This is a genomic window from Acinetobacter sp. Swhac1 (genome assembly GCF_013390985.1).
Taxonomy (GTDB): domain Bacteria; phylum Pseudomonadota; class Gammaproteobacteria; order Pseudomonadales; family Moraxellaceae; genus Acinetobacter; species Acinetobacter towneri.
The window spans coordinates 38,872-51,536 of the sequence record NZ_JACASN010000008.1 but is presented as its reverse complement, the minus strand read 5'-3'; the positions used below and the strand labels follow the sequence as shown (position 1 = coordinate 51,536).

Genomic DNA, 12,665 nt, shown 5'->3' with positions numbered 1-12,665 from the left:
ATAAAACAGCGCAGTTTATGGATAATGTTTTGACCGGCATTATCCTTTTTTTCATTTCTACCTAAGGAAAAGTTATGGGCCACCGTTTAAGCAAAATTTATACCCGCACAGGCGATTCAGGCACAACAGGACTGGGCGATGGCTCACGTGTCGCCAAAGACGACTTACGCATTCATGCACTGGGCGATGTCGATGAACTCAATGCCTGCATAGGCGTATTGCGCTCACAAATTACACATAGCAACATTCAAGACAAAAACACTTGGGACAAATCGCTTAGCCTGATTCAGCACTGGCTATTCGATTTAGGCGGTGAAGTCTGTATCCCCAATTACCATCTCGTACAACCACTTGCGATTGAGTTCCTAGAACAAGACATTGACCGCATGAATGAAAGCCTGCCAATGCTCAAAGAATTTATTCTGCCTGCAGGTACATTGGCATGCAGTTATGCACATCAAGCCCGTGCCGTATGTCGTCGTGCAGAACGTAGTTTAATGACCGTACACAACCGTGATCAAAATATTCAGGCACCATCTTTGCAATTACTGAACCGACTGTCTGACTGGCTATTTGTGGCATCTCGCAGCTTGCAACGTGCCGAAGGAGGCAGCGAAGTGTTATGGCAAAAGAACATCAACGACAGTATTGGTAACTGACATCACACTCTAGAATCGGAAACTAAAATAAAGCCCTGATTTTGCATCTAAAAAATCACGTCGGATGCTGCTTGAAATTTCACATCATCCGACCAAAATAAGAGATGTCATCTCTTTGTCACGTCGTACTTGCAAAATGAAAGCAAACTTTCAATTCATGGGCACATTATGCGCATAATTGGTCATCGTGGTGCGCGTGGCGAAGCGCCTGAAAACACGCTTGGTGGTTTTGAATACATTCAAAATATTGGCATTCGTGCGGTTGAGTTTGATGTGCGTCAACTCAAAGACAATGCCTTGGTGGTTATGCATGATGATCAATTCATCCGCACCACAGGACAAGACAAAGCGTTGTATGAATGTAGTCTGGAAGATTTAAACCATTATAACCATGCAGTGATGTGGTCGGACTGGAATAAAGTCGAAACCACCCCCCTACTCAATCAAACCATGACCATTATTCAAAATTTTGATCATATTGAAGTTGAAGTCAAAGCGGTCAACTCGCATGCCGATGCTGAAAAAATTATCCAAAGTTTAGAGCAACATTTACAGGGTTTTGAACATAACGCTATCATCACCAGTTTTGATACAAAAATTCATTGGGCCTTGCAACAACAAAAATCACGCTTTAAACGTGGTTTATTGGTTGAAGATAATTTGCAATATCAAGCCATTGACCAGGCTTTAGCATTAGGCTGTTGCCAAATTGGTTGGATGAATGAACTCGCAACCAATGCACTCATTCAGGCCACACAACAAGCCCAACTGAATATCAGTGTTTGGACAGTCAACCAAATTGAACGTGCCAAACAGCTTAAAGATTTGGGTGTTCAGGGTTTAATTACCGATTATCCTAAACTGATGATGCAACACTTGTGAGCGGTACAACCTCAAATATTTTGATGGATAAATAATTGATTTATTGTGCTTGTTTGGCTGCCAAATACAATATCTCCGTAAAATCTCGCAGAAGCCATTATATTCTGTTACCACCCAGTACAATACAACTGTACAATAATGCTGTGATCGTGAATAAGCTCATGCTAATATGCGAAAAAATTAATCCCTATAAAACTTAATACTATGATTTGAATCTACAGATCGGTCATAGCGTTATAAAGGATTAAGCGTCCATTTATACCTCCCAAGGTTCTAGGAGTGCTGTTGGAGATGAATGCTCCCTTACCCAAAGCCCCAATCAACTGGATTGCCATCTTTGCACTGGTTTTCTTACCTATTGTTGCAGTGATCGCGATTCCGTTATATGCGTATCACCATGATTTTAGCCTTGCCGCTTGGATCAGCATGTTTGTATTACTTGGCGTAAGTAGCTTGGGTATTACAGCAGGTTATCACCGCTTATGGGCACACCGTGCTTATGAAGCTACCCTTCCCTTGAAAATCATTTTAATGATTATGGGAACATTTGCCGTTCAGAACAGTATTCTGTATTGGGGTTCAGGTCACCGCACCCATCACCGTCATGTCGATGACGTCGAAAAAGACCCATATTCAATTAATAACGGCTTCTGGTATGCGCACATGGGCTGGATGTTACGTGACTATCCTGCTGCAGAGCCGAACTTTAAAAATGCACCAGATTTGTTAAATGACAAGTTGGTGATGTTCCAACACAAATACTATATTCCGCTCGTGATTGCAGTTCACGTTGGTATTTTGGTGCCAATAGGTTGGGCTGTAGGCGATATTTTGGGTGTGTTGTTATTAGGCGGTTTAATGCGTCTGATTTTAAGCCACCATGTTACTTTCTTTATTAACTCACTATGTCATATGTGGGGTTCTCGTCCTTATACTGACGAAAATACCGCGCGTGATAATTTCTGGTTAGCAATTGCCACTTGGGGCGAGGGTTATCATAACTATCACCACATTTTTCAGTATGATTATCGTAATGGCGTAAAATGGTGGCAATATGATCCAACCAAATGGTTAATTTGGTCATGCTCGAAGTTGGGCTTAGCGAAAAACTTACGCCGTATTCCAAGCTTTAATATTAAAAAAGCAGAATTGGCGATGCGTTTTAAATATGCAGAACAAGACTTGGCGGTCTATGGACACAATGTAAATGATGACATTGGCCAAGTTAAAAGCCGTATTTCGCAAGAATATGATGCCTTTACTCAAACTTTGAACGATTGGGCAAAGTTAAAAGAGCAAGAAATTCAGGCGAAAAAAGCATCAGTAGCTGAAAAAATCCACCAAATGGATGACAAATTAAAAGTTGAATTCCAATTGGTTGAACAGCGTCTTTCACACCATCGTGAAACCTTGAACTTGCTGATGCGCAACCTGAAAAAGAATCCTGTATCTGAATAAACCTCTGTTCTGATGCACTGCGAAAGCCCTGACCTGTTCAGGGCTTTCTGCATTTTTAGACTACAGTTTTTAAAGTCTAAGTTTGCTATAGTGAAACTCACTTTGTGCCAAGCGCTTCATCATCATGCAATTTAATCCACGTTATCCGACCCTGCCCGCCCGTCTTTATCACATGCAGCAGCCTTTACCTTTAAAAGGTACAAAAGCAGGACACTTTAATGCAGCCTTGGCAAAAGAACTGCAATGGACAGCCGAAGAACAACAGCAATGGGTGGAAATTTGCAGTGGTCAAAAGACGTTTAAAGAATTTCCTGCTTTGGCAATGGTCTATGCAGGACATCAATTTGGTCAGTGGGCAGGTCAATTGGGAGATGGACGCGGTTTACTCATTGCGCAAGTTTTGGACACACATCAACGTACAATCGACCTGCATTTAAAAGGTGCGGGGGAAACGCCTTATTCACGTATGGGAGATGGACGTGCAGTATTACGTTCAGTGATTCGTGAATATTTGGCAGGTCATGCTTTAAATGCACTGGGTGTGCCATCAAGCAATGCCGTTGGATTTACCTCATCTACTCAAGGCGTACAACGTGAAAAATTAGAACTTGGTGCAATGCTATTACGCACATCAGACTGTCATATTCGTTTGGGACATTTTGAATGGATCAATCAGTATCAACCTGAATTACTGCCTGAATTTGTGCAAAAGTGTATCGAATGGCACTATCCAGAATGCTTGGCAGCCGAACAGCCTGTACTCGCCTTTGCTACGCAAGTTATTCAACGTACCGCTGTCATGATTGCCAAATGGCAATTGGTCGGTTTTGCGCATGGGGTGATGAACACCGATAATTTAAATCTCACAGGTTCAACACTCGATTTCGGCCCGTATGGCTTTATGGAGCGTTTTCGTCCCAATTGGATCAACAATCATTCGGACTATCAAGGACGTTATACCTACCAACAACAACCCAGCGTAGCACACTGGAATTTATGGGTCTGGTTAAATAATTTAATTCCACTTGAGCAAAACCCAGATCAGAAAGAACACTGGAAACAAGCACTGGCAGCATGCTTAGAACATTTTGAACCCACTTTTTTGGAGCATTATAAACTCGGTTTATGTGAAAAAATGGGACTGCCAAGCTTCCATAAAGACAGTTTTGACTGCGCAACCAACTTCTTACGTATTTTGCAAAGTGAGCAACTGGATTACACCCAAAGTTTTATCCGTCTACAAAATAAACAATACACAGAAATATTGGATGATTGTTTGGATCGTCGTCAGTGGGAAAGCTTTTTGGCGCAGTATTTACAAATTCGTGAACATCAGGATACCGATGCCTTAGATATTGCTATGCAGCAAGTCAACCCTCAGTATATTTTGCGCAATCACATGGCACAAAAGGCGATTGAGCAAGCAGAGCGTGATGATTTTTCAGAAGTTGAGCGTTTATTTAACTTGCTCAGCCAACCCTATATTCAGCAAACAGCATTGGAAAAACCTGAAGATTTAGCACCTTTACCAAGTGATGTGCCAGAAGTGATGGTGAGTTGCTCATCTTAATAGCCTTGTTGCACAAATGCCTAACACTATGATTTTATTAAAACATCAACAAACCTTTAAAAATTAGTATCTTGCAAAATGTTTATGCAATAAAAACCATTGTCCTGCTGAACAATTGATTGTACAAACTACAAAATTTAGCTGTGATGTGAAATGACAAATATTTTATCTAGCCCATCTCTCTGTATTAAAGATGGACTAGATTAATTTTTTTTACTCATCAGGATATTCAAAACGATAACCCACACCATACACCGCCTGAATCCACTCATGTCGATTACCTGTTTCGGCAGCATCAGAAATTTTACGGCGCAAGTTTTTAATGTGGCTATCGATCACCCGATCTGCCACTTCAAAACTGTCTGGGTTAATATGGTCTAGCAACTGCGCGCGTGAATACACCTGCCCGACATGCTCTAAAAACAATTCCAATAAACGGAATTCGGTAGGGGTCAAATTCAAGGTTTTTTGCTGATACCAAATACGCTGCTGCGCTTTATCCATACGGAACAAAGACTGATCTTCGGACTCAGCCTTACGTTCCAAACGGCGCAACACCGCTTGCACGCGCGCGACCAATTCTTTCGGGCTAAAAGGCTTACACACATAGTCATCTGCGCCCATGTTCAAGCCTAGCACCCGATCAATTTCTTCAGTACGTGCCGTGACCATAATAATAGGCACATCGGACTGTTCACGCACTTTGCGGCAAATGGTCAAACCATCCATACGCGGTACCATTAAATCTAAAATCATCAAGCTCGGTTTACGCTGCAAAAAGCTGTCATAGGCTTCTTGTCCATCATGAAACATACTGACTTCAAAACCAGCAGCTTCTAAATAATCTCGCACCAATTGGGCAAGTTCAATTTCATCTTCAACCAGCAAGATATGTTTCATGCACGATTCCTTAAAGTCTTTCAAGATTTGATTGTTTTGGGAAAGCTTAATTTGCAACGTAAACCACCCAATGGTGAATGTGCAAAACTTAACTCTCCGCCCAATGCTTTAGCAATTTTGACCGATAAAGCCAGACCTAAACCTGTCCCGCCTGTGGCACGTGTACGTGAATCATCGGCGCGATAGAAACGCTCACCCAAACGTGCCAATTGTTCATCACTTAAACCAAACGGACTGTCATCTACATATACTGTCCATTCTGTTGCGCTTTGACTGGTGTGAATATGTACCTGCCCACCCGCTTCGGTATAGCGAATACTGTTACTCAATAAGTTGAGCATAATTTGCTTAAAACGGTCTATATCCAATTGTAATTGCGTGCCTTCACCCGACACGATCAAGTCCAACTGCGCCTGTTCAAATTTCGGCTTAAAGCTTTCGATTTCCTGCTCAATCACTTGCCATGGATCAATGCTCGAGAAATAGCATTTCAGCTGCATAGCTTCGGCTTGCGCCAAGTCCGATAAATCCTGTGTGAGTTTTTTCAGATTATTGACCTGATGCATCATCGCAGCCAAATGCTCTGGTGTGGCTTTGCGAATACCATCTTGCATAGCTTCAATTTGCGCCTGCAACACCGCCAATGGCGTTTTTAATTCATGCGAAGTATCTGCCACCCACTGACGACGTGAAGTTTCATGTTGATCTAAAATCACCGCCAAATGATTCAATTCGGTAGATAAATCACCCAACTCATCATTACGATTGACCTTGACCTGATGCTGATAATGGCCTTTGGTTAATTCACGTGTGCCATTTAATAAGCGCTGAATTGGCTTTTTAAAATAGGTCGCCAACAATAAGGCAGCAATCAAGCTCGCCAAAATACTTAAAGCATAAGCCAATAATAAATAACGAGTTTGTTTACTAAAAAAATTAATACTTAAAGCATCTTCCTGATCTAACACAGGTTTTAAGCCCAGATAACCCACGATTTTTTCACCGACCATAATTGGACGAAAGGAAATTTGAGTTTCAGCAGGCTCTCCCACTACAAATTGCCGCTGGGCATCATATAAAGATAAGCGTGAACTCAAGCCTAAACGGTCAGGCATCGAAATAAATTGTTTTTTTCCAGATGATTCTGTCGCGTTTTGGTGTCCTTCATTTTTACGATCAGGACGGAAAGCATTCTGATTGGCACTCAAAGGAAATACTAAACCTTCAAATGGCTGAAATTGTGAAGGTAAATTCAGCTCTAACCAGCGAAGTTCTTCCGCATTGGCCTGTCGTTTGCCTGGCTCAGGCTCGACCACACTTGGGTTTACATTGGCTAAGGTATGTTCCTGAAAATAACGCTGCTGCAATGCAATGTCATACTGACGACGTAACCACCACCGCGATAAACGGTCATAATCATCGGGCGCAGCTTCACCTTCAATTTGGAGAATTTGCGCCTGAATGGCATTGCCCCAATCGTGATATACCACATAGACTTCTGCCAAGTTTTGAGTGAGCAAGTCCAGCTTTTGCATTTCGACATCGGCCACATATTTGCTGAAGTTTCGCTGCATATTGACATGCAATACCCCCAAGCTGACCGTGGTAATCAGCAAGGTCGTCAGCAGCACTGTTAAGAACAGGCGTAATGCGATGGGTATACGGCGAATTTTCAAAAGCGCAATCTCAGCTTTTTTTGTCGATTTTGAGCATTGTAACCAACAGTGCTAGAAAAAACTCTCCATTGTTTCTTCATCTTTATTATTTAATCTTTAATCATCCAAAATCACATGCTCTTGTATGGGGGGAATTTAGAATGAATAAGATGACAAAAATTGCTTTAGCCACTGCCAGCGTTTTATCTGTAGGTGCGTTTACTGCCTGTCAATCCACCCAAGCACCAAAAGATATGAAGCAGTCGCAATATATGCATGGTCATTATCAGAAAGACCGTCACATGACGCCTGAACAACGCAAACAATTTGAAAAAATGCGTACTGAACGTAAACAAGTCATGCAAGACATTAAAAAAGCCTGCGATGGCAAAGCGGTGGGTTCAGCAGTCCAAGTCAAAGCAGGTGAGCAAACACTAGAAGGCACATGTGCGATTACATTTAAACCGAACCGTGATGAAATGAAACGTGGTGAACATCACCCAATGCGTGCCGATAAAGCCGATCGTGGTCAATTCCGTGGCATGCATATGCATCGTGGCGAACCACTAACCGATGCGAAACGTGCTGAGTTAACCCAGCAATACGATCAACGTTTAGCTGAACGTCAAGCGCGTCAACAAGCTGCGACCAAAGCCTGCCAAGGTCAAACCGATGGTAAAGCCGTGCAGCTAAAAGTCGGCATACAAACAATAGATGGCAAATGTATCGTTCACTTCCAGCCTAAAGCACCTGTTTCAGCACCGGATAAGGCTGCTTAAGCCACTCTAAAAAGCATAAATAGATAAAAAAGGCGCAAATTGCGCCTTTTTTATTGGACATATCTCTTTACGGTTTTGACTATTTGTATCATTTCAAATTCAGCAAAACTATTTACACTCAAACAACTTAGCCATTTCAAGGTAAAAATCTTTGACTTTACAGTCACCAAGAAATGCTATGCAGATGCTTGTACCGAATTAGAAGATGTTGCACGATTACAACCATTCCAACATGGCATGTCTGAGAAGGCATGTGCTGAAATCCATTTAAAATATAACGCTGGTCAAACCAGTATTGAGGAAACCGATATGCCACAATACAAAGCGCCTTTACGTGATATGCAATTCGTTTTGCATGAATTATTAAATGCCGAAGATCACTATGCAAAATTACCTGCATTCCAAGAAAACGTAAGCCGTGAATTGGTTGACCAATATTTGGAAGCTGCAGCAGATTTCTGTGAAAATGAACTTTCTCCAATCAACCAAAGCGGTGACCGTGAAGGTTGTACTTGGAATGATGGCGTGGTGACTACACCAACGGGCTTTAAAGAAGCGTATCAAAAATATATCGAACTTGGCTTCCCGTCTCTTTCTGCTGAAGAACAATACGGCGGTCAAGGTCTACCTGTTTCTCTAGGAAACGTGATTTCAGAAATGGTCGGTACAGCAAACTGGGCATGGGGCATGTACCCAGGTCTTTCTCATGGTGCTGTACGTACTTTAGAACACCACGGTTCAGATGAACAAAAAGCAACCTATCTGCCAAAGCTTGTTTCAGGTGAGTGGACAGGTACCATGTGTTTAACCGAATCTCATGCAGGTTCTGACTTGGGTATTATCCGTACTAAAGCTGAACCTCAGGCCGACGGAAGCTATGCAATCTCGGGCGAGAAAATCTTTATCTCTGCTGGTGAACATGACATGGCAGAGAATATCGTGCACATCGTATTGGCACGTTTACCTGGTGCACCTAAAGGTACTAAGGGTATTTCTCTGTTCATCGTTCCTAAGTTCAACCTGAATGCAGATGGTTCTTTAGGGGAGCGTAATGGTGTACGTTGTGGTTCAATCGAACACAAAATGGGTATTCATGGCAATGCAACTTGCGTCATCAACTTTGATAATGCGAAAGGTTTCTTGATTGGCCCTGAAAACCGTGGTCTAAACTGCATGTTCACGTTCATGAACACTGCACGTATCGGTACAGCGGTACAAGGTCTTGCAGCATCTGAAGGTTCTTTCCAAGGTGCGTTGACTTATGCCAAAGACCGTTTGGCAATGCGCTCACTTTCTGGTCCGAAAGCCCCTGAAAAAGAAGCAGATCCAATTATTGTGCATCCTGCTGTACGCAATATGCTATTGACTCAAAAAGCGTTTGCTGAAGGTGGTCGCGCATTAGTGTATCTGTTGTCTCTACACGCAGATATCGTTGAACAAGGTGCAACTGAAGAAGAACGTAAGTTCTCTGACAACATCTTGTCTTTATTGACGCCTATTGCAAAAGCATTCTTAACTGAAACAGGTTCTGAATCTGCAAAACATGGTGTGCAAGTCTTCGGCGGTCATGGCTTCATTTCTGAGCATGGCATGGAACAAATTGTGCGTGATACACGTATTTCATGCTTGTACGAAGGTACAACTGAAATTCAAGCAATCGATTTGTTAGGTCGTAAAGTTTTGGGTACACAAGGTGCAATGTTGAAAGACTTCACCAAAATCATCCATAAATTTGCAGAAGCCAACAAAGACAACGCAGCAATGCAAGAATTTGTTGAACCGCTCGCAGCGCTCAATAAAGAATGGGGCGATTTGACCATGCAAATTGGTATGCGTGCAATGCAAAACCCTGAGGAAGTAGGTGCTGCAGCAGTAGACTACATGTACTTCTCTGGTTATGTAACACTAGCTTACCTATGGGCACGTATGGCATTGGTCGCTCAAGAAGCACTTGCAGCAGGCACAACCGATGTAGACTTCTATAATGCTAAAGTGACGACTGCACGTTTCTACTTCAAGAAAATCTTGCCACGTGTTCGCTCACACGTAGACGTGATTGCAACAGGTGTAGAGCCACTATTTGCATTAGATGCTGAACACTTTGCTTTCTAAGCGAAAATTGAAACTCGCTAAACATTGAACATATTTAGCGGGATATTCAAAATGTTGTACTCTTGAGTACAGAAATTGAGAAAGGACGGTCATAGCATTGACAGTCCTTTTTCTTTATAAATAAAGCATTCTTTCGCTTTAGTGGTCTACAACATTCACAATTGTAGATTACACTGAACTCAACGAATCAAGATTCAAACAATAAACAGGTGAACTCACATGCCAATTTATAATGCCCCACTTGCCGATATGAAATTCATCTTAAATGATGTATTCAATGCAGAACAATTCTGGCAAAACAATGAAAACCTCGCTCACCTTGATGCTGCAACGGCTGAAGCAATTTTGGAAGAAATGGCAAAATTTGCCCAAAATGTGACGTTGCCTATTAACCGTAGCGGTGATGAAGAAGGCGCGACCTATAACAATGGCGAAGTCACCACACCTGCTGGATTTAAAGAAGCATTTAAACAATATGCCGAAGGCGGCTGGATTGGTTTAGGCGCAGATGAAGAATGGGGTGGTCAAGGCATGCCAAAAATGCTGACAGTATTGTCAGATGAAATGCTGTTTGCCACCAATCCATCCTTCATGTTGTATCCACTGCTATCTGTCGGTGCAGGCATGGCATTAAGCAGTTATGCATCACAAGAACAGAAAGAAACCTATTTACCTAAAATTTACTCAGGTGAGTGGTCAGGTACCATGTGTTTGACTGAACCACATGCAGGAACAGACCTCGGGATTATTAAAACCAAAGCAGAACCAAATGCAGACGGTACGTACAACATCACAGGGACTAAAATCTTTATTACAGGTGGTGATCACGACCTCGCAGAAAACATCATTCACTTAGTTTTAGCGAAAACACCAGACGCTCCTGCAGGTTCACGCGGTATTTCTTTATTCATCGTGCCAAAATTCTTGGTGAATGAAGATGGTTCGTTGGGTGAGCGCAACCCAGTAGGTCCAGGCTCAATCGAACACAAAATGGGCATTAAAGCCTCTGCAACATGTGTGATGAACTTTGATGGTGCCAAAGGTTACTTGGTCGGCAAAGAAAACGAAGGCTTGGCTGCCATGTTCATCATGATGAACTACGAACGTCTGTCTATGGGAATTCAAGGTTTAGGTGCATCTGAATTTGCCTATCAAAATGCTGCGCAATATGCGACTGACCGTATTCAAGGCCGTAGTGCATCGGGCGTAAAATCACCAAACAAAGCAGCGGATAGCATTTTGGTGCATGGCGATGTGCGTCGTATGCTGCTCAATGCACGTGCCAATAACGAAGCTTCACGTGCATTTGCGGTATATGTGGGTCAACAATTGGATATCACTAAATTCTCTACCGATGCAGAAGCTGTGAAAAAAGCCAATGACCGTGTTGCACTGTTAACCCCAATTGCCAAAGCCTACTTAACCGATACTGCTTTCAATGCGACACTTGATGCGCAAATGTGCTTCGGTGGTCATGGTTATATCCGTGAATGGGGTATGGAGCAATGTGTTCGTGATTTACGTATCGCCCAAATTTATGAAGGCACCAACGGCGTACAATCGCAAGACTTGATTGGTCGTAAAACCATTAAATGTAATGGCGAATTTATTGCAGAATACATTGCAGAAATCCGTGATTTCACCAATGGTTTAGATGCAGACCTCAACTTCATTAAAGATGCAACTTTAGATGCAGCGACTGAAGTTGAATCCGTGACTCAATACGTTTTAAATGCAGCCAAAGAAAATGTAGATTTCCCGAACGCAGCAGCGGTTGATTATTTACATGCGGTAGGTTTGCTCAGCTTCTCATATATGTTTGCGCGCATTGCCAATGCAGCCAAACAAAAAGAGGGTGAGTTCTATCAAAACAAATTGTCATTGGCACTGTACTTTGTACAACGTATTTTGCCAGAACTAGCTTTACGCATTACCAAAGTGAAAGCGGGTGCAGAAGTGGTAATGAACTTCAGTGAAGATTACTTCACCAACCAGTCTTAATTCATACAGTATCTGCAAAAACGCCTGAATCATCAGGCGTTTTTTTATACTAAATTTTATATCCGTATTCTAAATTGTGCATGAAATTTGCATTACCTTTGTTGAAGTCTGAATATCCATACTCAAACAGGAGGTGAAAATGGCAGTACGTCGTTCAAAAATAGATAGAAATATTCAAGCAGTTGAAAGCCTATTAGACAAATATGGCAATTGGGCAGTAGAAAGTTTTCATTATCTTGCGCTCTTTATCATTGGCTGTATGGTCATTTGGTCTGCTGGACATACGGTAATTGATATTTTCACCATCAAACAATATGCCACTATTGATGACATCTTATTGCTTTTTATCTATTTAGAACTAGGAGCAATGGTTGGTATTTATTTTAAAACCAATCACATGCCTGTACGTTTTTTAATTTATATTGCCATTACCGCACTAACCCGTTTGCTAATTTCAGATATTCAACACGACCATAAAGCTGATCTCGATTTAGTGATTATTACTGGTTCAATTTTAATTTTAGCCGCTGCAATTTTAGTGGTGCGTTTTGCATCTTGGCATTACCCTTCCGTTATTCGAGACAAGCACAGTGAAAAGCCTTTAGCACAAGGCAAAACCCCTCGCCCAGAAGATGATGAATTGGCGTAA

10 protein-coding genes are annotated in these 12,665 nt (G+C 42.0%); 8 read left to right on the top strand and 2 right to left on the bottom strand.

The features are described 5' to 3' along the window. The first annotated feature begins 74 nt into the window (after positions 1–74). The 4 genes from HX743_RS05760 to HX743_RS05745 all read left to right on the top strand — a co-directional run bounded on the left by HX743_RS05760 (position 75) and on the right by HX743_RS05745 (position 4,569). On the top strand, positions 75–659 hold the full coding sequence (locus HX743_RS05760) for a cob(I)yrinic acid a,c-diamide adenosyltransferase (protein WP_178318738.1): 585 nt from the start codon (positions 75–77) through the stop codon (positions 657–659). Between the two features lie 168 nt (positions 660–827). Beyond that, complete coding sequence (locus HX743_RS05755; protein ID WP_178318737.1) at positions 828–1,541, top strand: glycerophosphodiester phosphodiesterase; 714 nt, start codon at positions 828–830, stop codon at positions 1,539–1,541. A gap of 291 nt (positions 1,542–1,832) precedes the next feature. Continuing rightward, on the top strand, positions 1,833–2,999 hold the full coding sequence (locus HX743_RS05750; protein ID WP_178318736.1) for an acyl-CoA desaturase: 1,167 nt from the start codon (positions 1,833–1,835) through the stop codon (positions 2,997–2,999). Positions 3,000–3,123: 124 nt separating this feature from the next. Then, a complete protein-coding gene (locus tag HX743_RS05745; RefSeq protein WP_178318735.1) occupies positions 3,124–4,569 on the top strand; it encodes a YdiU family protein in 1,446 nt (481 codons plus the stop codon). Between the two features lie 213 nt (positions 4,570–4,782). Here the strand turns inward: HX743_RS05745 and HX743_RS05740 are convergent, their stop codons facing one another. Beyond that, positions 4,783–5,469 carry a response regulator gene (locus HX743_RS05740; protein ID WP_178318734.1) on the bottom strand — a complete coding sequence of 229 codons (687 nt, stop codon included), beginning with the start codon at positions 5,467–5,469 and terminating at the stop codon, positions 4,783–4,785. A 20-nt stretch (positions 5,470–5,489) separates the two neighbouring features. After that, a complete protein-coding gene (baeS, locus tag HX743_RS05735) occupies positions 5,490–7,145 on the bottom strand; it encodes a sensor histidine kinase efflux regulator BaeS (RefSeq protein WP_178318733.1) in 1,656 nt (551 codons plus the stop codon). A gap of 140 nt (positions 7,146–7,285) precedes the next feature. Between baeS and HX743_RS05730 the strand changes: the two genes are divergently transcribed. The 4 genes from HX743_RS05730 (at position 7,286) to HX743_RS05715 (ending at position 12,665) form a co-directional block, all read left to right on the top strand. After that, the gene (locus tag HX743_RS05730) at positions 7,286–7,903 is read left to right on the top strand and encodes a hypothetical protein (protein ID WP_178318732.1); all 618 of its coding nucleotides are present in this window, start codon (positions 7,286–7,288) and stop codon (positions 7,901–7,903) included. 309 nt (positions 7,904–8,212) lie between these two features. Next, a complete protein-coding gene (locus tag HX743_RS05725) occupies positions 8,213–10,015 on the top strand; it encodes an acyl-CoA dehydrogenase C-terminal domain-containing protein (RefSeq protein ID WP_131260791.1) in 1,803 nt (600 codons plus the stop codon). Positions 10,016–10,234: 219 nt separating this feature from the next. Beyond that, positions 10,235–12,016 (top strand): acyl-CoA dehydrogenase C-terminal domain-containing protein, encoded by a 1,782-nt coding sequence (locus tag HX743_RS05720; protein WP_178318731.1) that lies wholly within the window; start codon positions 10,235–10,237, stop codon positions 12,014–12,016. 139 nt (positions 12,017–12,155) lie between these two features. Beyond that, positions 12,156–12,665 carry a phosphate-starvation-inducible protein PsiE gene (locus tag HX743_RS05715; RefSeq protein WP_019836466.1) on the top strand — a complete coding sequence of 170 codons (510 nt, stop codon included), beginning with the start codon at positions 12,156–12,158 and terminating at the stop codon, positions 12,663–12,665.

Coding starts and splice junctions, on each gene's coding strand:
- HX743_RS05725 (WP_131260791.1), top strand. CDS start 8,213: ATGCCACAATACAAAGCGCCTTTACGTGATATGCAATTCGTTTTGCAT.
- HX743_RS05760 (WP_178318738.1), top strand. CDS start 75: ATGGGCCACCGTTTAAGCAAAATTTATACCCGCACAGGCGATTCAGGC.
- HX743_RS05740 (WP_178318734.1), bottom strand. CDS start 5,469: ATGAAACATATCTTGCTGGTTGAAGATGAAATTGAACTTGCCCAATTG.
- HX743_RS05715 (WP_019836466.1), top strand. CDS start 12,156: ATGGCAGTACGTCGTTCAAAAATAGATAGAAATATTCAAGCAGTTGAA.
- HX743_RS05730 (WP_178318732.1), top strand. CDS start 7,286: ATGAATAAGATGACAAAAATTGCTTTAGCCACTGCCAGCGTTTTATCT.
- HX743_RS05755 (WP_178318737.1), top strand. CDS start 828: ATGCGCATAATTGGTCATCGTGGTGCGCGTGGCGAAGCGCCTGAAAAC.
- HX743_RS05720 (WP_178318731.1), top strand. CDS start 10,235: ATGCCAATTTATAATGCCCCACTTGCCGATATGAAATTCATCTTAAAT.
- HX743_RS05745 (WP_178318735.1), top strand. CDS start 3,124: ATGCAATTTAATCCACGTTATCCGACCCTGCCCGCCCGTCTTTATCAC.
- HX743_RS05750 (WP_178318736.1), top strand. CDS start 1,833: ATGAATGCTCCCTTACCCAAAGCCCCAATCAACTGGATTGCCATCTTT.